Source organism: Armatimonadota bacterium, assembly GCA_013314775.1.
GTDB lineage: Bacteria > Armatimonadota > Zipacnadia > Zipacnadales > JABUFB01 > JABUFB01.
Genome location: JABUFB010000014.1, coordinates 16,077 through 36,741, shown reverse-complemented (window position 1 = coordinate 36,741; position 20,665 = coordinate 16,077). Strand labels below are relative to the sequence as shown.

15 protein-coding genes are annotated in these 20,665 nt (G+C 63.0%); 4 read left to right on the top strand and 11 right to left on the bottom strand.

The genetic code is table 11. The features are described from left to right. Positions 1-37: 37 nt before the first annotated feature. The 10 genes from hydF to HPY44_17810 form a co-directional block, all read right to left on the bottom strand. Entirely contained in the window at positions 38-1,261 is a 1,224-nt protein-coding gene (hydF, locus tag HPY44_17855) for a [FeFe] hydrogenase H-cluster maturation GTPase HydF (GenBank protein ID NSW57871.1), read from the bottom strand. A 19-nt stretch (positions 1,262-1,280) separates the two neighbouring features. Further along, positions 1,281-2,660, bottom strand: coding sequence for an aspartate ammonia-lyase (locus tag HPY44_17850; GenBank protein ID NSW57870.1), 1,380 nt, complete (start codon positions 2,658-2,660; stop codon positions 1,281-1,283). 103 nt (positions 2,661-2,763) lie between these two features. Beyond that, the gene (locus HPY44_17845; protein NSW57869.1) at positions 2,764-4,059 is read right to left on the bottom strand and encodes a Gfo/Idh/MocA family oxidoreductase; all 1,296 of its coding nucleotides are present in this window, start codon (positions 4,057-4,059) and stop codon (positions 2,764-2,766) included. A gap of 89 nt (positions 4,060-4,148) precedes the next feature. Then, positions 4,149-5,165, bottom strand: a complete 1,017-nt coding sequence (gene hydE / locus HPY44_17840) for a [FeFe] hydrogenase H-cluster radical SAM maturase HydE (GenBank protein NSW57868.1) — start codon at positions 5,163-5,165, stop codon at positions 4,149-4,151. Between the two features lie 14 nt (positions 5,166-5,179). Further along, entirely contained in the window at positions 5,180-6,784 is a 1,605-nt protein-coding gene (locus HPY44_17835; protein ID NSW57867.1) for a response regulator, read from the bottom strand. Positions 6,785-6,897: 113 nt separating this feature from the next. Further along, entirely contained in the window at positions 6,898-7,935 is a 1,038-nt protein-coding gene (locus HPY44_17830; GenBank protein ID NSW57866.1) for a hydroxyacid dehydrogenase, read from the bottom strand. Between the two features lie 48 nt (positions 7,936-7,983). Next, a complete protein-coding gene (gene nuoF / locus HPY44_17825; protein ID NSW57865.1) occupies positions 7,984-9,882 on the bottom strand; it encodes an NADH-quinone oxidoreductase subunit NuoF in 1,899 nt (632 codons plus the stop codon). A 10-nt stretch (positions 9,883-9,892) separates the two neighbouring features. Beyond that, on the bottom strand, positions 9,893-10,297 hold the full coding sequence (locus HPY44_17820) for a response regulator (GenBank protein NSW57864.1): 405 nt from the start codon (positions 10,295-10,297) through the stop codon (positions 9,893-9,895). Between the two features lie 118 nt (positions 10,298-10,415). Further along, entirely contained in the window at positions 10,416-10,952 is a 537-nt protein-coding gene (gene nuoE / locus HPY44_17815) for an NADH-quinone oxidoreductase subunit NuoE (GenBank protein ID NSW57863.1), read from the bottom strand. Next, positions 10,952-12,724, bottom strand: coding sequence for an iron hydrogenase small subunit (locus HPY44_17810; protein NSW57862.1), 1,773 nt, complete (start codon positions 12,722-12,724; stop codon positions 10,952-10,954). Before HPY44_17810 ends, nuoE begins: the two co-directional genes overlap by 1 nt. A 729-nt stretch (positions 12,725-13,453) precedes the next feature. On the opposite strand from HPY44_17810, the gene HPY44_17805 reads away from it, so the two are divergent. The 3 genes from HPY44_17805 to HPY44_17795 all read left to right on the top strand — a co-directional run bounded on the left by HPY44_17805 (position 13,454) and on the right by HPY44_17795 (position 18,021). Next, positions 13,454-14,590 (top strand): citrate synthase, encoded by a 1,137-nt coding sequence (locus HPY44_17805; GenBank protein ID NSW57861.1) that lies wholly within the window; start codon positions 13,454-13,456, stop codon positions 14,588-14,590. Positions 14,591-14,710: 120 nt separating this feature from the next. Continuing rightward, the gene (locus HPY44_17800) at positions 14,711-15,589 is read left to right on the top strand and encodes a phosphatase PAP2 family protein (GenBank protein ID NSW57860.1); all 879 of its coding nucleotides are present in this window, start codon (positions 14,711-14,713) and stop codon (positions 15,587-15,589) included. Continuing rightward, the gene (locus tag HPY44_17795) at positions 15,580-18,021 is read left to right on the top strand and encodes a LamG domain-containing protein (protein NSW57859.1); all 2,442 of its coding nucleotides are present in this window, start codon (positions 15,580-15,582) and stop codon (positions 18,019-18,021) included. The genes HPY44_17800 and HPY44_17795 overlap by 10 nt, the downstream gene beginning before the upstream one ends. A gap of 12 nt (positions 18,022-18,033) precedes the next feature. On the opposite strand, the gene HPY44_17790 is transcribed toward HPY44_17795, so the two are convergent. Further along, a complete protein-coding gene (locus HPY44_17790) occupies positions 18,034-18,198 on the bottom strand; it encodes a hypothetical protein (protein ID NSW57858.1) in 165 nt (54 codons plus the stop codon). A 430-nt stretch (positions 18,199-18,628) separates the two neighbouring features. Here HPY44_17790 and HPY44_17785 point away from each other — a divergent pair, with 430 nt between their 5' ends. Next, complete coding sequence (locus HPY44_17785; GenBank protein NSW57857.1) at positions 18,629-20,593, top strand: hypothetical protein; 1,965 nt, start codon at positions 18,629-18,631, stop codon at positions 20,591-20,593. Positions 20,594-20,665: the final 72 nt, after the last annotated feature.

Genomic DNA, 20,665 nt, shown 5'->3' with positions numbered 1-20,665 from the left:
GGCAGGGAGGGATATCGGAGATAGCGCGGCGCCTCGGTCAGTCTTCTTCGAAGGCCAATCTTGCCAGGGGGAACGGCTCCAGGGCCCGTTCCAATACACCGTGCACGAAGCAGAGGAACACACCGTAGTTGATGATCGGGATACCCAATTCTTCGGCCCGTCCCAGGCGCGCCAACATCTCCTGGCGGTTCAGCATGCACGCCCCGCAATGCACCACGAGGTCATATTCGGCAAGGTTCGCGGGGAAATCGCCCCCGGAAACATAGTCGAACTGGATCTCGCCACCCGCATATTGCCGCAGCCAGCGCGGAATCTGCACCTGCCCAATGTCGTCGGGCACCGGATGGTGCGTGCAGCCCTCGGCGATAAGTACCTTCGCGCCGGGCTTGATCTTGCGCAGCGCTTTCGCACCCTTCGCGAGCATCTCCAGGTCTCCTTTGTAGCGCGCGAACAGGATGCTGAAGGTGGTGAAGGGGATGTCGCGCGGGGTGTCGGCCGAAGCCTTCAGGACCGCCTGCGAATCCGTCACCACGATTTTCGGCTTCTTGTTCAGGCTCCCGATAGCATCCCGCAGTTCCCGCTCTTTGACCACCATGGCGTAGGCGTCATGGTCAATGGCGTCGCGCAGTGTCATGACCTGCGGCAGGATCAGGCGGCCTTTGGGCGCGGCCTTGTCCACCGGAATAACCAGGATCGCGATGTCGCCCGGATTGAGCAGATCGCCGATGATCGCAGGCTGAAAGAAGTTCTCAGGCGCCACATCGGCCATGAGGCGCTTGAGGTCCTCAATGCCTTCACCTGTCATCGCGCTCACGGCCGCGAAGGGGACGCCGCGGGACTTGGCCCACTCTTTCGCCCGGGAGTAGTCGGGATTCGAGTCGATCTTGTTTGCGACCGCAATCACGTCCGTCTCGCGTTTTCGGAAATGCTCGAGGAGTTCCTCCTCGTAGCCGTCGATAGACTGCTCCTGATCCAGCACCAGCAGCGCCAGATTAGTCTGGTCGAGAATGCGCATGGTCATCCGGATGCGCTTCTCGCCAAGTTCTCCCACATCGTCGATCCCCGCGGTGTCCACGATGACAACCGGCCCGATGGGCAGGATCTCCATGGACTTTCGCACCGGGTCTGTGGTAGTCCCCGGGACAGCGGAGACAATGGCTGCTTCCTGCCGGGTCAGCGCGTTGATCAGGCTGGACTTCCCTGCATTCCGCCGCCCGAAGATGGCGATGTGCAGCCGCTCGCTGCTGGGCGTTTGGTTCATACTGGTCACGTCAGGTCACCTACGTTTCCCGTCGTCTCTTGTCTCCGGCGATGCCCGGTGTTGTCAGCTGTTCGGGCCGCAGCATGTCAGCGAGTTTCTCTTCTGTGACAAGGCCCTCGCGCAGAAGGACCTCCGGCACGGTCAGGTTCTCTGCCAACGCCGTCTTCGCGACACGCGAGGCCTCGTCGTAGCCGATGTAAGGCGCCATCGCAGTGGCCAGCGCCGCGCTGCGCTCCAGCAGCTCACGGCAATGCTCCTCGTCCACCTCGATGCCCAGAATGCACTTGTCCTTGAGCATCAGCGCCGCACGAGTGAGAAGGTCCAGCGACTGGAACAGGTTGTGGGCGATCAGCGGGATGAATGCGTTCAGTTCCAGTTGCCCGGCCTGCGCCGCCAGAGTGATTGCGCTGTCGTTTGCAACCACCTGGTAAGCGGCCTGCGTCACCGCTTCGGTGATCACCGGGTTGATTTTTCCGGGCATGATGGACGAGCCCGCCTGCCGGGGAGGCAGCCGGAATTCCCCGAACCCGCCTTTCGGCCCGGAGGACAGCAGGCGCAGGTCTGCCGCGATCTTGGCAAGATCCACCGCGGCAGCCTTGAGCAGCCCTGAGACTTCCACAAATACGTCACAGTTCTGGGTGCAGTCTATGAGGTTCTCGGCCCGCGCAAGTCCGAAGCCGGTGAAGTCGCGCAGATAATCGACCGCGGAGTAAACATACCGTAGGGGCGCGTTCAGCCCGGTCCCGATCGCTGTCCCCCCCAGGTTCACCTGGCGCAGGCGCTCCTCCACCTTGTAAAGCCGCCACCAGTCTCGCTGGATGGCCTGAGCCCATGCCGCAAACTCCTGCCCCACTGTCACAGGCACCGCATCCTGCATCTCCGTGCGGCCCAGCTTTACAATCGCCGCGAACTGCCTCTCCTTCTGCTGCAGCGCCCCCTGGAGGTCGCTCATCGCCTGGCTCAACGGTCGTAGCAGCTTGATCGCCGCGACCTTCACAGCCGTGGGGAAGACGTCGTTCGTGGACTGCGACAGATTCACGTGGTCGTTGGGGTGAACGAGGGAGTAATCGCCCTTGGTGCCGCCGAGCAGTTCGATCGCGCGGTTCGCGATGACCTCGTTGGCGTTCATGTTGCTGGATGTGCCGGCGCCCCCCTGGAGCGCATCGACGATGAACTGGTCGTGCAACTTACCAGCGACAATCTCATCACAGGCCGCGCAGATGGCCTGGCCAATTCGCTCTTCCAGTACTCCGGCCCGCATGTTAGCAAGAGCGCAGGCCTTCTTGGTGAGCGCCAGGCACTCAATCAGCGCAGGGTGCACCGGCTGTCCCAGCAACGGAAAGTTCTCAAGCGCACGCGCCGCGTGAATGCCGTAGTAAGCGTCTGCCGGGATCTCCATCTCGCCCAGCAAATCTCGCTCCGTCCTTGTCTCCTCCGACACGACAACTCACCACCTTCGCGGTCGGCGCTCAGTTGACGTGATTATATAGCTCGGTTATCTGTCATGCAACGGTCGATTCCCGCAACTCCTGGATCGCGACCATGCGCTGCTCAAGCATTGAAATGTCCGCTGCGAAAGCCACCAGATGGCCGTTCACAGAGTCCATCACATTCGTGCATGAGATCGACGGTTCTTCGCCCTGCACAACCCGCACGAAATCGCTCACCAGCCGCAGGTCGCCCCCACCGTGCATGGCGCCGGAGACCGCCAGGTCCACACTCTCCTCAGAAAACTCGTGACCGGGCCGGGTGTCTGGCCTGCGGATCACGAACTTTCCTTCTTCCATGACGCCCTGGAGCTCGCCCTCGGTTCCCAGGATGTGTATCGAGCGGCAAGGCCGGGCGGTGCCGGTGTTCAGGCTGTGGGATGCGACACAGCCGTCGCCGAACTGGATCAGCACGCCCTGATGGTCCACAACGTCATTGTCGCAGCGCCAGACGCAGCGCCCGTAGGGGTTCGTGGTTTTCAGCGACTCGGCCTTATACTCGTCGCTGGGATTGTCCACGTGCTCGATGCCCTCCCAGGCGTAGGTGGGCCAGAAGCGCTGTTCCAGGTACATGGTCTCTGCCGAGTAAGTGCAGTTTTCCTCCAGCGGACAACCGTTGAGGCACCGGTCCGTGGCCCCCTCGGGAGCGCACTCTTCGCGGAAGAAACTACGGCCCCCCAGGCTCGCAACCGTACACGGATCCACCCCGCTCATATACCAGCAGATCAGGTCTAGATCGTGGCAGCACTTGGCCAGGAGCATGGGGTTGGAGGTGTCCCGCCGGTTCCACTTCCCACGCACGAAGGCAGTGGCCATATGATGGTAGCTCACGTTCTCCACGGTCTGCATGCTGATGATCCGGCCGACGGCGCCCTCGAGCACCCGTTGCTTGAGCTGCACGTAGAAGGGCGCGTATCGCAGGACGTGCCCGATCATGAGATGCAGGCCGGTCTCCTGTGTGGCGCGCAGAAGCTGCATCAATTCCGCAGCATTCGGGCAGATCGGCTTCTCAAGGAGCACGTGGTAGCCCGCCTCCAGCAGTGGCAGGGTCGTCGGTACATGATGCAGGTCCATGGTGCCATTGATTGCCGCATCGGCCATGCGCGGCTGTGCGGCGAGTTCCTCCGCGGTCAGGAAGCAGCGCTCAGGTGGGATTCCGTGGGCCTCCGCGGCCTTCCGCCGACGGACTTCGTCGGGCTCGGCCACCGCCACGATTTTCATCTCATCGGGATGGCGCAGGGCATAGGAGGCGTACAGCATCGACCGGTGTCCGGCGCCGATGATCACAGCGGTGACGGGCTGCTTGCTCATGATTCAGGTCTTCTCCAGGCCTTGATTGGGGTATCGCGTCGATTCAGCTGGAGGCTGTGGACTGTTTCCGCCAGTACACCATCCGCAGTTTACGCACGGGGACTGTGGCCGGGACCCGTTCCCACAACACGGCCGGCCTTGCGGATGAGCGCCATGGCGCGGCCGACTTCATCTTCCAGCGTGATCCAGGGAGCTTTCTTCCCCGGGTAGATCTCGTACTTCGCCGCAACCGACCGTGGTGTCAGGTTGGGCATGATCACATTCGCCCCGCAGCGCAGGCCCCACAGTCTTCCACCTTCCAGCGCGGTCTCCAGCGAGGTCGTTGAAGGGAGCATGATGTCCGGGATCATCAGCCGTAGCAGGGCCATCATGTTCAGCACCGTCTGAGTGTCTCCCACAGGTTCCTCCCCCAACGGCGTGCCGGGATGAGGCACGAGTGGGCCCACGCTGCCCATGTGGAACTGCATGTCTCGCATGAAAAGCAGGTCGAGACCCAGCGCTTCCCAGCTCTGCCCTGGCAGACCGACGATGCTTCCCGCGCCCACCTGGTAGCCCAGATCGCGCAGCATATGCATGCAATGCACCCGGGCTTCGAAGCTTGCGCCTGGATGCAGCCGCGCGTAAAGCTCGGGGTCTGCGGTCTCATGGCGCAGGAGATAGCGGTCCGCGCCCGCCTCACGCCAGATGCGGTAGTCCTCCTCGTCCCGTTCGCCCACGGAAAGCGTGATGGCCAGCCCGGTGTCCCGCTTGATGCGCACGATCACCTCTGCGAGACGCTCCGCGGTCCACCACGGGTCCTCGCCCGATTGGAGCACAACCGTGCCGAACCCCATGGCACAGACCACCTGGGAGGCCTCAAGGACTTCATCGGGGGTGAGTCGGTAGCGCCCTGCGGCTGCATTGTCCGCGCGCAGACCGCAGTACTTGCAGTGGCAGCGGCAGTAGCTGGAGAACTCGATGATCCCGCGAAGGTGAACCGCGTCGCCCACTGTCTCCCGGCGCAATTGGTCAGCGCGGTCATGAAGCGCCTCGGCCTGCTCGCCCCGCGCCCTGATCAGAGGGACGAGGTCGGCGGGTGTCAGCTCAGAACTCATCAGATCGGGCATTTCCAAAGCAGGGGTCACGGGGCCTCTCCTGTTGACCCGTCGAGTGAGGCGTGCTCCGGTTCGAATTTGAAGGGGAGCCAGACGGTAAAGGTGGAGCCCTGTCCGAGCTCCGAGGTCGCTTTGATCTTCCCGTGGTAGAAGTCTACCACGCGCTTGACGATACTCAGACCGAGACCCGTGCCGGTGACGTACGCCGTCTCCGGCCGCTTCTCGCGGAAGAACTCGGTGAACAACCGTTCCAGGCCTTCCTTGCTGATGCCGATACCGGTATCCTGAACCGAGACCCGAACGTAAGGCCCGTCCTGCGCAGCCTGGAGAATAACGGCACCGCCCTCGCGGTTGTACTTGATCGCGTTGCTGACCAGATTGTTGAACAGGCGTATGAGCTCTTCGCGGTCGGCCTCAACCCGCGGCAGTTCCTTCGGAGCGCTGACGGAGATCGTTACCTTCCTCTCATCGGCCAGGGGCTGCATGAGAGCCGCGACATCGCGCAGCAGTTCCGGGATCTGTTGGCCGGTGATAGTCCGGCTCACCGTGCCCGCTTCCATGCGGGACACATGCAGCAGGTCAGTCACCAGATCAAGAAGGGCTTTGATGCGCTCGTTGGAGCGGCTCAGCATCTCGCGCTGCTTGGCCGGATCGGCGACCATGCCCTCGAGCATGACCGACAGGTAGCCACTCACCGCCGACAGAGGAGCCCGCAATTCGTGCGCCACCATGTTGACGAACTGGGCCTTGAGTTCCTCGACCTTCTTGATCTCCGTGATGTCCCGCAATACCGTCACGGTGCCCATGAACTGCCCCGACCGCTCGTCCGCGACGGGGGCAACGTCCGCCAGCAGCCAGTGACTCGAGTTGCCGTTCTGGAGCTCGATCTCGCGTGACAGGCGGTTATGGTCAGCCGACGCCTGGTTGATCATGCTCACCAGTTCTTCGTGACGGATAGCGTCGGACAGCTCCAGCACGCACTGCCCCGGATCGACATTCGTGAGCACCCGTAGCGCCGCCGGATTATAGAGGACCAGCTTGCGCTCGGCGTTGCACACGATCACCCCGTCATTCATGCAGTTGATGATCGTGCGCAGGCGTGACTGCTCCGTGGCCACCTCAAGCATGCGCAGGTCTTTCTGCTCCTGCACACGATTGCGCTCGCGGAGCAGGTGAGCGCCCGCGAGAGCCTTATTGACGGCGCGCACAAGCTGGTCAGAGGTGAAGGGTTTGGTGAGGATGTCGTAGGCACCGCGCTTCGTGCTCTCGATGGCGGTATCCAAAGAGGCATACTCGGCAACCACAACGCAGATTGTTTCAGGGGCGACCTCGGCGGCCCGGCTGAGGAACTCCAGCCCGTCTATGCCGGGCATGTTCAGGTCAACCAGGGCCACATCGGTATCCGGGTTGGCTTCTAGGATCTTCAGTCCCTCTTCGCCCGACGCTGCAAGCAGGACCACGTGGCCTTCGGCGGTGAGGATGCGCTTGCTGCCGTCGCGGATTCCCGCCTCATCGTCAACCACGAGTATGTGGTGGAAGCCCGGCTCATGAGGGCGTGATTCCGATGCAGTCGCACCGTAGCGCGCCCTCAGCATCTCTTGGCTAATTGCGCCATCGATCGGCGCTCTCATCGTCACTCTGCTCCAGAGTTTGCGTGGCAACGGTCCCGTGCTTCGATAACAAACCGCTGGTACGATCTGCGACAACAGACAGCCTCTGCCCGGCCGTGCCGTTCCGCACACTCTCAGGCAGGTGGCGCCACCACATTCACAGGTGAGCCCGCGGCGAACCCGGCGATGTTCTCGACAGTGGTGGTCAAGATCCGCTGCAGCGCCTCCTGGCTGTAGAAAGCCATGTGCGGTGTCACCAACACTCGTGGGTGGTGGATGAGCTGGTAGGATTCAACCGCAAGCCGGAGCTTTTCCAACGACAGGTCTCGGGTCAGGACACGGTCCTCCGTGATGACATCCTCGTTCTCGAGGACGTCCAAAGCCGCGGCCGCAAGGCGCTCCTGGTTCAGTGCGTCCAGCAACGCGCGGCTGTCGATGATGCCTCCGCGCGACGTATTCACAAGCACCGCGGTGGGCTTCATCAGTGCCAGACGCTCGGCGTTGAGCAGGTGGTGCGTCGCCGGCATGAGCGGCACGTGCACGCTGACCACGTCTGACTCGCTCAGCAGTTCGTCCAGCTCCCGGTACTCAAATCCCACGACTTCCGCCAACAGGTCATTGGGCCGCACGTCGTACGCAAGCACGCGCATATTCAGGGCGACACCGAACCGCGCGACCCGCAGGCCGATACGACCTGCGCCGATGACGCCCAGAGTCTTGCCATGAAGGTCGAACCCGAGCAGTCCATCCAGCCCCAGGCTTCCCCGTTTGACCCTGTCCACGCCCTCATAGACATGCCTTGAAAGCGCGAGAATGAGGCCCAGGGTGTGTTCCGCTACCGTGTTCTCGCCGTACTGCGGGACATTACAGACTGTAATGCCGCGTTCGCCGCAGGCCTTCAGGTCGATGTGGTCATAGCCCGCGGACCGTGTCGCCACCAGCTTCAGGTTTGGGCAGGTCTCAATGAACTCCCGATCGACGCGCGACCGGATGAAGCACGACAGGACCGACACCGCCTCGCGCACTTCATCCGGCAGCTCGTTCACAGTCTCCTCGACGTACCGTATGTCCCAGCCGGAGCACGTCTCGCACGCGTCCAGATAGCCTCTCTCATGGCCTTCACTCTCGCAGAAGACTACCTCCAGCCCGCGCTCCTTCGCTTTGGTGGTCATTCCTCCCACCTCACTCGCCGGGCTCCCGAAGTTCAGCCATCAGCGTTTCTATCCCCTCACGACAGCATCGAACTTGCAGGCCTGGAAGCAGGCGCCACACCGGATGCAGCGGTCCTGGTCGATGAAGTGCGGCTTCCTCGGCTCACCACTGATGCACTGCACCGGGCATGCCCGGCGGCAAAGACCGCAGCCGATGCATTTCTCGACGTCAATCGTGTACTGGACAAGCGCCTGGCAGACATGAGCCGGACAGGTCCGGTCCTTGATGTGGGCTTCGTACTCGTCGCGGAAGTGCCTCAGTGTGCTGCTCACCGGGTTCGGCGCAGTCTGCCCCAGCCCGCACAGGGCCCCACGGCTGCACACGTCGGACAGGCGCTTCAGGCGCTCGAAGTCCCTCTCCTCACCCTCGCCGTTGGTGATCCGTTCGAGAATATCCAGCATGCGCTTGGTGCCCTCGCGACACGGGGTGCACTTGCCGCAGCTTTCGTCCCGGGTGAAGGTCAGGAAGAACTTGGCGATGTCCACCATGCAGTTCCTGTCATCCATGACGATGAGACCACCGGAACCCATGATCGAGCCGGCCTCGCGCAACGAGTCGTAGTCGATAGGTGTGTCCAGCGAGGACGCCGGCAGACAGCCGCCGGACGGTCCACCGGTTTGGGCAGCCTTGAACTCGCGGCCACCGGGAATCCCGCCGCCGATGTCGAAGATGACCTCGCGGAGGCTGATACCCATGGGCACCTCGACGAGGCCGGTGTTCTGCACGTTCCCGGCCAGTGCGAAGACCTTGGTGCCTTTGGACTTCTCGGTGCCTACCGACGCATACCATTCACCACCCAGCAGGATAATCGCCGGTATGCTGGCAAGCGTCTCCACATTGTTGATGCAGGTCGGCTTGCCCCACAGGCCGCTTTCCGCGGGGTACGGGGGCCGAGGCCGGGGCATACCGCGCTTGCCCTCGATGGAGGCTATAAGCGCGGTCTCCTCACCGCACACGAACGCTCCGGCGCCAAGGCGCAACTCAATGTCGAAACTGTGGCCGGAACCCAGGATGTTCTCACCCAGCAGACCCGCCTTGCGCGCGGCGTCGATGGCGATCTCGAGGCGTCGGATTGCCAGCGGGTACTCGGCGCGCACGTAGATGTACCCCTGCCTCGCGCCGATTGCGTAGCCACCGATGATCATGGCTTCCAGGACTGAGTGCGGGTCGCCCTCGAGGGTGCTGCGATCCATGAAAGCGCCGGGGTCGCCCTCATCAGCGTTGCAGATGAAAAACTTCTCATCACCTTTGGCCTTGCGGGTCAAATCCCACTTCATACCCGTTGGAAATCCGGCGCCGCCGCGACCACGCAGACCGGAGGTCTTGAGGGTCGCGATCACGTCCTCAGGGGTCATTCCGTCGAGGACCTTGGCCAGAGCCTGGTACCCGCTCACGGCGAGGTAGTCGTCCAGAGATTCCGGATCCACTCTTCCGACATTGCGCAGCGTGATGCGCAACTGGCGCCGGAAATAGTCCAGGTGGCTCCACTCGCGGGTGAACCGATTGATGATCTCAGGTGTGTCGTCCTGTGCAACCGGCTCGGCTGCCGTGCCGCCGGCAAGGAGCCACTCTGTGATCGGCTCTCCGCCCACGAGATCACGCTTGACGATTTCCGCCGCCATCTTCGCGTCGACTTTGACGTACATCCGCGGCGCCTTCCCGGGCTCACGGATCTCAACCAGCGGTTCCAGGTAGCAGCCGCCGACGCAACCCACGTGGCCGACGTCCACCTTGCCGGTCAAGCCCGCTTCCTCGAGGGCCGCCAGCATTGCGTTTTCCGTGTCCTGAGCGCCTGCGGCGAGAGCGCACGTGGCCACGCCAAAGAGCACCTGCGGTTTGTCAGGGACCTGCTTGACCACAGGCTTGGCTTTCTCAACCAGCTTGTTCAGACCTTCAAGCACTGACATAGCGCTGTGCTCAACTCTTTCCTTCTAGAATGCTTGCGACTTTCTTGGCGAGATCGACCGGGTCGATCGGTTTGTGTACGAACTCCACCACATCCAGCCACTCGGGCTTCTCGCCGTCCGTATCCACGCGGAATCCGGTCTCGGTGGTAACCGCCGAGATCATAATGATGGGGATGCCGGCAATCGCCTCATGTGCCTGGAGGGTCTCGAGCACCGAAAAGCCCGAGTACATCTTCTCCATCATAAGGTCCAGCGTGATCAGGTCGGGTTTCTCCCGCTCGGCCAGCTCTACGCCCTGCTTGGAGTCCGTGGCTGTAATGACCTCGAATCCCATGGACTCCAGCGCCACCTTGTTGGCCTGGATGAAGTCCACGTCGTCGTCAACAATCAGTATTTTCTTGGCCTGGTCGCTCATTGTTCTCTCTCTCCGGGTAGCGGGCTATCCCTTGCCGGTAACCTGCGACGGAAGTCGGAGCTCCCGCCGGCCGCCTGGCTGATCTTCGCTGCTCAGCCGGACAGGTCTCGCATCGGCTTCAGGCTTCCACCGTCTCGGCGCTTGCCTGCGCCTCGGCGTTATAGTACGCGATGATATCGGCAACGTCCTCCGGCTTCACGCGGGCGTGGACGCGCTCATTCACCATGACAACCGGCGCCTGACCGCAGGCCCCCAGACAGCGGGCCTCTGCGAGCGTGAACAAGCCGTCCGCGGTGGTCCCTCCCGGCTTCACATCGAGCAACCGGCAGAACTCGTCCAGGACTGCCTGGCTGCCCTGAACGTAGCAGGCGGTCCCCAGACACACGCTGATGCTGTAGTTGCCTTTGGGCTCCAGGGAGAAGTAGGAGTAGAAGCTGGCGACGCCCTCAACGTACACCGAAGGGACGCCCAAAGCCTGGGCAACGTGGTTGATCGCCTTCTCGGGAACGTAGCCGAACTTGTTCTGCACATGGTGCAGGACCTGGATCAGACCGCTCTGGACGTGACCCGGATTCCGCCGCTTCTGTTCCTCAATGTATTCATCCAGTTCCTTCCACCATTGAGGCGTGTCAAGTATCTGGCGTTGGTACCGCATTATTCGTGCTGCGCCTCCTGCGGCCGGATGCCCACGGGCAGCCGCGCGTGGTAATGCGTGTGAAGCAGATGGTGAGCCTTCTCACTCATCGGTTTGCCGAGGTATTCCGCATAGAGCTTCTGGATGTCCGGATTGAGATGGGACTTTCGGATGGTCCGCTCGGCATCCAGATTGTACAGGGCGCTCGCCCGCTTCTTGAGTAACTCTTTGTCCAACGGGATGGCATTGGCGCCCGCGTATGGCTGTCCGCCGCCGCCGATGCAACCGCCCGGGCAACCCATGATCTCGATCCAATGGAACTCCTCGCCGGCCCGGAGCCGATCCAGCAGCTTGTTCGCGCTGCCAAGCCCGCTGGCGATGGCGATGTGAACCTTGTTGCCTTTCAGATCAAGCCACGCCTCGCGTACGCCGTCAATACCGCGGGTCTCGTAGAAATCGATGCCGTCGTCCGGCAATTCTTCATCAAAGAGCATCCAGTAAGCTGTGCGCAGGGCGGCTTCCGTCACGCCGCCGGTGGCACCGAAAATAACGCCCGCGCCGGAGGACGACCCGATCGGGTTATCCGGCTCTTCCGGCTGCAGGTTCAGGAAGTCAATGCCCATATGCTTCATGAGCCAGCCGAACTCGCGAGTAGTACAGACCTTGTCCACAGCGGGCATACCGTCCACGAACAGCTCGGGACGCTCTGCCTCGAATTTCTTGCACGTGCAGCACATGAAGGCCACCGAGAAGATCCGGTGGGGATCGATGCCCATCTTCTCGGCCCAATAGGTCTTGGTAACCGCGCCTTGCATGCTCATGGGTGACTTGGCCGAGGACAGGTACTGCATCATGTCCGGGTGGAACTGCTCGCAGTACTTCACCCACGTCGGACAGCACGAGGTGATGTTCGGCAGGTGCCCGGACTTGAAACGCTCCACGAACTCCGCGGCCTCCTCCATGATCGTGAGGTCTGCCGCGAACTGGGTGTCGAAAACCACGTCAATGCCCATCCGGCGCATTGCCGCGAAGCACTCACCCTCCCAGGCTTTGCCGGGCTCAAGACCGAAGCACTCGCCGATCGCCGCGCGCACCGAGGGTGCCATCTGGGCCACTACGATCTTATCCGGGTCCTCGATGGCAGCCATCAGCTCGCTGGTCGCATCCGCTTCAAGGAATGCCGCGGTCGGGCAGACGTTGATGCACTGTCCACACCCGGTGCAGACCGTGTCCACAGCCGGCGCGTCGTGGGCGGGCATGACCACCGTATCGAATCCGCGGTTGACCTGCCCGAGGGCGGCGACTTCCTGGATTTCCCCGCACATGCGCACGCAGCGTCCACACAGGATGCATTTTTCCGGGTCGCGGGTAATCGAAGGCCCGGTCAGGTCCTTCGCGTAGCGTTTGCGATCTCCCGCGAACAGGCGCTCGCGGATACCCATCGCGTTCGCAAGGCGCTGCAGTTCGCAGTTGCCGTCGCGCTCGCACGTGTTGCAGTCCATCGGGTGGTTATCGACGAGGAGCTCGACAATATCCCTTCGCAGCCTGAGAACTTCCGGGCTGTGCGACCGCACGACCATACCCTCGGCAGCCGGGTAAGAGCACGAGGCGGGAAGGTTCCGCATACCCTCGACTTCCACGATGCACACCCGGCAAGCTCCCGCGATGGACAGCTCAGGGTGGTAGCACAGACGCGGAATGTGGATGCCGGCTTTGTCCGCCGCCTCCATGATCGTCGCGCCTTCCGGCACCGTCACCGTCACGCCGTCAATCGTCAGTGTGACATCCGCCATCAGCGTTCACCTTGCATTTGCATAGCGACTTTGTGAAATATTGCGCAATCTGGTCCCGGCACACGATTATGGCTGGCCGCTTTTCAGCGAGCCAGCCTGTGCTCGCGTCACTTCTGACCTGCGCTGTTAGGACACCCGAATATTGACACAAACCCTCCCACCTGTCAATGCCTGCGCCCCCTTTTTTCCGCGCTCCCATTGGCCCGCTTGCCCGGGCGCAGCCCATTCCCCCAGAAGTCAGGCGGAGCCCCGATAGATCAGACAGCACCCACGAAGTGCATTTCATCGCTGCAGCCACCTGCGCGCCATCTATCGCCGTCCCGAGCGCATCTCGACCTGCCGAGACCATCCGCGCGCCCTGTTCGGTACCTGTCCCGCTGTCTCGCGCGGCGGCAATCCGGCTGCTTCCGCCTGAGGCTACAGACTGTCCCTCGCTCCGCGGGCTGTGGGGCAACGGCGCAGGGCGAAGGGCACGCTGAATGGGAATTCTGCCTGAGCCGGCACGCATCCCATAGGCCCGTTGCTCCTGCCGCACCCCACGCCCTACCTTGTCACCCAGGCGCCGCCAAAGTATAATGAACATGCGCGAACAGTCTCACCCCCCCGTGCAAATGCCGGGAGGGTGTGCTTTTTTCTGCTGTCAAGTGCACGATTATCATGCGTGCAACCAGTCTGTCGGATATCCGGGCGCCGACCAGCGCGCCTGCCAGAAAGCGGGTGTCAGAGAGCATGACCGACCAAGGAGGAACCGAGGTCCGCGAGGGGCTTGCGAACGTCGTCGTGGCCAATTCCGCCATCTGCCATATCGACGGGCAGGCAGGGAACCTGATCTACCGGGGGTATCGGGTCCAGGATCTTGCCGAAAACTGCTGCTTCGAGGAGGTCGCCCATCTGCTCTGGCATGGCGCTCTGCCCACAGCCTCTGAGCTGGATGAGCTGCGAGACAAGCTCGTGGCGGAGAGTGCGCTCACCCTTCCCATGCTCGAGCTCCTGGGCCACTTTCCGCACCACGCCGCGCCCATGTCCGTACTGCGCACCGCTGTGTCCGCGCTCGGCCTGTACGACCCCCGCGCCGAAAGTCATAGCGCCGAGACCAATTTCGAGCTCGCCCTGACCCTCACTGCCAAGGCCCCGAGCATCGTGGCGGCCTACCAACGCTACCGCAGAGGTCTGGAACCCGTGCCGTCGGACCCGGGCCTGTCCCACGCGGGCAACTTCCTTCACGGTATTCGCGGAGAGTATCCCGAAGACCTTGAGGTCCGCATTTTCGACAACTGCCTGACCCTCCATGCGGAACATGGCTTCAACGCCTCAACATTCGCAGCCCGAGTCACCGCCGCCACATTGTCCGACATGTTCTCGGCAATCACCGCCGCAATCGGCGCACTGCGCGGTCCTCTGCACGGTGGCGCGAACATGCGCGTTATGAGCATGCTGCGCGAGATCGGGAAGCCGGAGAACGCTCGCGAATGGGTGCTCGGGAAACTCGAACGCAAGGAGCGGATCATGGGCTTCGGCCACCGCGTCTACAAGGTGGAGGACCCGAGAGCCGCCGTGCTGCGCCGCTGGTGCCGGGAACTGGGTGACCACGTGGGACAGCCTCAGTGGGCTGAGATCTCCGAAGCCGTGGAACAGGTGGTGTTCGAGGAGAAGGGCCTTTGCCCCAACGTGGACTTCTACTCGGCATCCGTCTATCATATGCTGGGTATCGACAACGACCTGTATACCTGCATCTTCGCCATTGCTCGCATGGTCGGCTGGACGGCCCACGTTCTCGAGCAGTGGTCCAATAACAAGCTTATCCGCCCCCTCAGCCACTACTCGGGCCCGGTGGACCTGCAGGTCACACCCATAGAGGAGCGCTGAGGCAACAGGCCATCAGCCGTTATCGCGCAATCGCTCGGGCTGGCGCACATGGATGCTCCAGCCCGACTTGCTTGCGGGCATGGGCAGGTCGGGCGGCGTCTGTGGGTGAATGTCACCACCATGACACCGAGACCTCCAAATCATCCCGGACAGTCCGCACTCCAAACCATCGCTGCCCTTGCCCCCTGGCTTCTCGGCGCGGCCGCCGTGGCGCTGCTCATGCTGTTTGTTGATGAGCCCGTGGGCCGCTGGTGCCTGGCGAACCGACAGGTACCCCCCTTGCCTCAGTTCCAGATGACCCTGGGCTACACCGGGGCTGGAGGGGTGCAGGGGCCCGTGCTCCTGGCAGCTTTGCTGGGCGGCGTCGTCTGTTCGCGGTGGGCCGTACGCCTGCTCGGGATCGTCGCCGCAACCCTCTCCGCTACCGCCTATCTCGTGTGGGCGGTTCTGTCCCCTGACGGCAAGGATGCAATGATCGCCCTGATCGGCCTGCCCGGTTTCTTTCTCATAGCATGTCTCTGCGCCAGTCTGATCCGCTCTACCGGAGCCAGCCGCGCACGATATCTCACCGTGTGCCGCTGGCTCCTGTTGACCTTCGTCCTCGCCACTCTCATCACAACCGGTTTGAAAGCGGCTGTCCGCAGACCCAGGCCCACCGCCATGGATGAGCCACGCCCGACCCTGGCCGTTCAGCTGGACGCGAGCGAGTGGCACTCATTTCCCTCCGGCGACGTGCTGGTGACTGCCGCCCTGGTCCTGGTTCTGTGGGGCATGCTGGGCCGGCCATCGTCGCTTTCCTGGCTGTTCGTGTTCCCGGCCATCGCCATGGTCCAGCGGCTGGCGGCGGCCAAACATTTCCCCGGTGATGTCGCCGGAGGTCTGCTCATCGGGTTGCTCGTGGGGCAGATTATCTTGGCCTGGGTACACGCACGGGGATGGCGCCCTGCCACAGCAGACAGCCCACCTCGCCCCAATGAAGGGGATGCGCAATGCGGTTGACACGGAAAACAGTGCTGCACAGGGCGGGATTCACCACTGTGTTGCTTGTGTTCGCGTTCACACTCGCTGAACAGGCCGTGCCTGCGCCCCTGGTGGAGTTCGCTCTCAACGGCGACCTGCGCAACAGCGGAGCTCTCGGGGGTGAGGGCGAACTGAAGGAGTATGTGCCGGGCGAAGGCCCCGTGTTCGCTCCGGGAGTGCGCGGGATGGGGATCTCCTTCGAGGCAAGCTCACGATCGGGAGGATCCGGAACCGACAAGGCAGGCGGCGCTATTGTGTATGAGCATCCGAACCTCGCCGCCCTGCGCAACTTTACCATCAGCACGTGGTTCTTGCCGGTTCAAACCGAAGGCCCCGCCCGGCTGCTCTTCTCGGCAGCCTGGGACCTGTGGTTCAGCGGCGGCAGGATCACTTTCAAGCTCAAGCGTGAGGGCAAGGACTACTTCCTGCCCATGCCCCCAGAATCCGCTCCCGTGCCGTCCAATGAGTGGTCCTTTGTCGCGGTCTCCACCGACTTCGATGCAGGCAAATCAGTGATGTATCTCGCTCGGCCCGGGGAAAGCCCCATGTCAGTGGCAACCTGGGAGTCGCCGCCCGAACCCGACGCCATGGGGGCGCGAGTAGACATCGGTAACCTCGACGGCATCCGCCCCTTCAAGGGCCTCATGGACAATGTGCGGATCTTCAACACGGCGCTCTCCCCGGAGCAGGTGACTGCCATGCACGCGCAGGATCGCCCCCGGACGCGCACCGTCTTCGATTGCGCGATTCGCCAGATCCGCCCGCAAGCGCCCGACATCCACCGCTCTGATGTGTTCTTCTCCACCCGCTGGAATCGCCCGGAAGCGCCCGATGTGATCCGCTCCTTCGGCGCGAACCGGGTCGTCTGGGTCTACACAAACGATGGCTCCTATGTCCAGAAGCTGCGCGCCGAAGGCAGGACGGTGCAGGGAGCGATCAACTCCATCCCCCGCACCGACGACCTGTCGGCCTACTGCGTCGACCTGGACGGAACAAAGCTCGTGGCGCCGTGGATGACGACGTTCGACCCGAAGAACCCGGTGAAATGGGGATGCAACAACCAGCCCGCATACCGGGAGGCCGTCCTGGCCGCCGCCCGCAAGACACTGGATGCCGGCGTTGATTGGATGCAGTTCGACGATTGGGCCCTCATCGTCAGCGCCCACAGTTGGGGCGGCGGGTGCATGTGCGACCGCTGCATGGAAGCCTTCCGCGAATACCTGGGGACGGTGCCAATTGACAAGCGCCGGGAGATCGGCGCCGAGTCCCTCGAAGGTTACGACTATCGCGCCCACCTGCGCGAGCAGGGCATTTCCACGGCCGCCGACTACAAGGCCCGCCGTCGTGAACTGCCCGGGACACCGCTCTTCGAGGACTTCCAGCGGAAATCGGTGCGCTCGTTTTTCCTCTGGCTGCGAGAGCAGATGGACGCTCACGCGGGACGCCGGGTGCCGCTGTCGGCGAACTCCAATCTGCAAACCCCGTCACAGCAAACCAACTTCCTGGCGGATGAATTCGACTTCCTGATCGGGGAGACATGGTCCGAAGCCCTGCCCGACTTGGCCATCTGCGCCCGGGCGGCCGATGCCCTCGCGACATGGCAGGTTGTCTCGCCCTTTCCCCACAACGTCCTGGACACTCGCGCCGAGATCGCAGCCACCTACGCCCTGGGGCACTTCACTCTCGTGCCCTGGGACATCTGGATGGGACCAGGGAAAGATCGGCATTTCGGGAAACTGGAGGACTACGGCGACCTGTACAGCTTCGTGCGGGGGAATGCGGCGCTCCTTGACGGCTTCGAGACGGTAGCCACTGTGGGCGTGGTCATCGACACAGACCGCTATGACAGGCATCGCACCCAGCGGATTGTCTCGCGGTTGCTGGCGTCTCAGGTGCCTTTCCGCCTGTTTCCTTCGGGAAGATCGTGCTTCGAGCAGCACCTGACGCCCGAAGAACTCCAGACCGTGGACTTGGTCGTCCTCGCCTGCGACCCGGACGCTCTCCCCGAAGCCGACACGAGGGCACTCGAAGCAGCGCGCAATGCGGTCCCGGTCTTGCTCGACCACCAGGTGTCGGACCGTCTCCTGCTTCAGGTGTCACCCGTCGAGCTCTGGGGGCCGCAGGAAATCTACTGCCTTCTGCGCGCACCCGCCGGGGGCACCGACCGGCGCATTGCCTGCCACATTCTCAATCGCAACCGCATGCCCGGCTCGGGCGCGGTCGCGCCGTTGAGATACCTGTCCGTAGCTCTGCGCAACTCGTTCCTGGGAGGCGCACAGATACACTCGGCTAGTTTCCACGCGCCCGGGCATGAACCGGAGGCTGCGGTCGTCGATCCACTCCCCGGGCGAACGCGCATTGTGATCCCGCGAGTGGACCAGTGGGGCATCCTGCTGCTCGAACTCGAATAGCCAGAGGGCGGGCTACCGCGCGATGCCCGGGCCCCTGAATCCCCCAAATTCCCACCCGAAGGGTTCGTCCATGAGCCGGATGGGCACCGTCGCGGTGATCTCACCCCGTCGTGCGTGAATCTCAGCCGGCAGCGGCCCCGATTCTACCGCCGCCACATTCTTCTCGACTTCTTCCACCGACCGCGCTCCCATGAGGGTCGTGTGCACTTCAGGTATGGATCGGCATGACCTCCGCCGGACTGAAAGTGCTGGTACCTGCCGCGTTCATCCGCTCTGACCGTCTGCCCGCCGGCTCGAGGGTGTGCGGTCCTGCCGGGGTCAGGCATTTTCCCTGTCTGGTATGGGCTCAGCTGGCCGAGCGAGTTGATGGCGTGTTGGCATCTCACGGGTGGGCCTTTTGGCTCACAGCCCGCGAAGCGGGCTGCGAGGCAAGGGCTCAGGGCGAAGGGCATGCTGAACGCGAATTCGGTCTCAGCCAGCACGTCTCCCAGGGAACCGATGGTCCTGGCCTGCCGCCACAGATCGTTGCATCAGCCACCCGCAGCGGGGTATGATTGGACGTCCGTGTTCCGTGCCCCTGGCTCCCAGTGTTGCCCGGAGGTGTCGCTTGAGCGTGTCGCCGCCAACCCAGCCTGCCGAGAACATCCGCACCCGCTCAATCGTGCTCGGGCTCGTTCTCGTCCCTCTGGTGAGCCTGTGGGTGGCGGGCATGGAAAACGTATACGGCGGCCGTCCCACCTATCTATCGGTTTTCTTCCACGCCGTAATACTCCTCGCGGCGCTGATCGCCGTCAACTCAGTCCTGCACCTGGTCTCGCCTCGCCTTTGCTTCAGCCGCATGGAGATGCTCATCATCTACGTGATGATCGGCGCCTCCAGCGGCATAGTGGGCGACCAGTTCATGGCGATCCTTATTCCATCCCTGTCCCACCCCTTTCGCTACGCCACAGATGCCAACCGCTGGGCCACCGATCTCATCCCCTACCTTCCCACCCACGCGGTGGTGGGCGACCCGGTGGCAGTGCGCAACTTCTACGAGGGCGATTCGTCGCTCTATCTTGCCGAGAACTACCGTCCGTGGCTTGCTCCTGGCCTTCTTTGGGCCACCTTCATTGCCCTGACGCAGCTCATGTGCCTGGGTGTGAACGTCATCATCCGCAGGCAGTGGACACAGCACAAGAAGCTCAGTTTCCCCCTTGTCATCATGCCACTGGAGATGACCAACCCCGGACCGCGAAGCATCTGGCGAAACAATCTGCTCTGGCTGGGGTTCGCGAACTCGGGGGCAATCGACATCATCAACGGCCTGAGCATGTATTTCCCGGTAATCCCGCTGCTGAAGGTGAAGGTCAACTGGCTACAATTCTCACCCCGCTGGAACGGCCCCCTCACCACCACGGGCATCGCCTTCTACCCCTTCGTGATCGGTATCGCCTACCTCCTACCTTCGGACCTGACCTTCTCCACCTGGTTCTTTCTCCTGCTGTTCCGGTTCGAGCGCTTCATCTGCTCGGCAGCAGGCTACCCGTCCCCGTACCCCTGGCAGTCCACGGGCCGCAGCGTCATCCCATTCATGCTCGAGCAGGGGATCGGGAGCTATCTCGCGGTGGTAGCTTTCGGCCTGTGGGCTGGACGCAAACATCTCGCGGCGGTCTGGCGATCGGTCTGGCACGGGCCCCAGATCACCGGAGATCGGCGCACCGAGATCGACGGAGCGCAGGTGGTGGAGTACCGGATGGCCTTCGCGGTCATCGCCGGTGGGCTGGTGCTGACCACGCTGTTCGCTTCCAGCATCGGCATGCCCATGTACATCGGCGTGGTCTATCTGCTGCTATATCTCGTGATCAATACCGCGATTACCAAAGTCCGCGCCGAAGCCGGGGCGCCCACCCATGGCTTCCATTTCGCCGGGCCGGACCACATTCTCATGACTTTCATCAGCCCCAGCCGCATGCCGGTGCGCACCATGTCCGCCTGGGGGCTGTTGTTCGGTTTCAATCGCGCATACACCGGCGTACCCATGCCCCACCAGCTTGAGGGCATGAAAATCGGGGAGATGCTGGGCGCAAGCCCCCAGCGAGTCACCGGGGCTATCGCCGCCGCAACAACTCTCGGCTGCTACGCCGCGGTATGGGCCCTGCTTCACCTGTGCTTCCGCGAGGGCGTCGAGCAAATGGGTGAACCCGTGAAGCGCCTTTCTCCCGGCGGCTGGCAGCTCGTGGGACAGTTTATGGGTGCCCAGGCTCCCCCCAACTGGCCGGGACTGGTGGGCATCGCCATGGGGTTCGGCTTCGCATCACTGCTCATGGCCATGCGCTGCCGGTTCGTCTGGTGGCAGTTCCACCCCATCGGCTACGCGATTGCCGCGGACTGGACCACGGGCCTCATCTGGCTCCCGCTGCTGCTGGGCTGGGGCATCAAGCTGCTGGTGATGCGCTATCTCGGCCCCAAGGCCTATCGCCGGGGCCTGCCGCTGTTTCTCGGGCTTACGCTGGGCGAATTCGCGGTGGGCGGCTTCTGGTCGCTCCTTGCGATGTTCACCCGCAAGCCACAGTATTTCTTTTGGACATAGGCGGCGTCTGCAGGGGTGCCGCTGTTTCCTGCGAGGCTAGCCCAGTCCTCCACCCACCAGGCTGGGCGTGGT

Coding starts and splice junctions, on each gene's coding strand:
- HPY44_17810 (NSW57862.1), bottom strand. CDS start 12,724: ATGGCGGATGTCACACTGACGATTGACGGCGTGACGGTGACGGTGCCG.
- HPY44_17795 (NSW57859.1), top strand. CDS start 15,580: ATGCGGTTGACACGGAAAACAGTGCTGCACAGGGCGGGATTCACCACT.
- HPY44_17850 (NSW57870.1), bottom strand. CDS start 2,660: ATGGAGATCCCGGCAGACGCTTACTACGGCATTCACGCGGCGCGTGCG.
- HPY44_17820 (NSW57864.1), bottom strand. CDS start 10,297: ATGAGCGACCAGGCCAAGAAAATACTGATTGTTGACGACGACGTGGAC.
- HPY44_17805 (NSW57861.1), top strand. CDS start 13,454: ATGACCGACCAAGGAGGAACCGAGGTCCGCGAGGGGCTTGCGAACGTC.
- hydF (NSW57871.1), bottom strand. CDS start 1,261: ATGAACCAAACGCCCAGCAGCGAGCGGCTGCACATCGCCATCTTCGGG.
- nuoE (NSW57863.1), bottom strand. CDS start 10,952: ATGCGGTACCAACGCCAGATACTTGACACGCCTCAATGGTGGAAGGAA.
- HPY44_17800 (NSW57860.1), top strand. CDS start 14,711: ATGACACCGAGACCTCCAAATCATCCCGGACAGTCCGCACTCCAAACC.
- HPY44_17845 (NSW57869.1), bottom strand. CDS start 4,059: ATGAGCAAGCAGCCCGTCACCGCTGTGATCATCGGCGCCGGACACCGG.
- HPY44_17830 (NSW57866.1), bottom strand. CDS start 7,935: ATGACCACCAAAGCGAAGGAGCGCGGGCTGGAGGTAGTCTTCTGCGAG.
- hydE (NSW57868.1), bottom strand. CDS start 5,165: ATGCCCGATCTGATGAGTTCTGAGCTGACACCCGCCGACCTCGTCCCT.
- HPY44_17835 (NSW57867.1), bottom strand. CDS start 6,784: ATGAGAGCGCCGATCGATGGCGCAATTAGCCAAGAGATGCTGAGGGCG.
- nuoF (NSW57865.1), bottom strand. CDS start 9,882: ATGTCAGTGCTTGAAGGTCTGAACAAGCTGGTTGAGAAAGCCAAGCCT.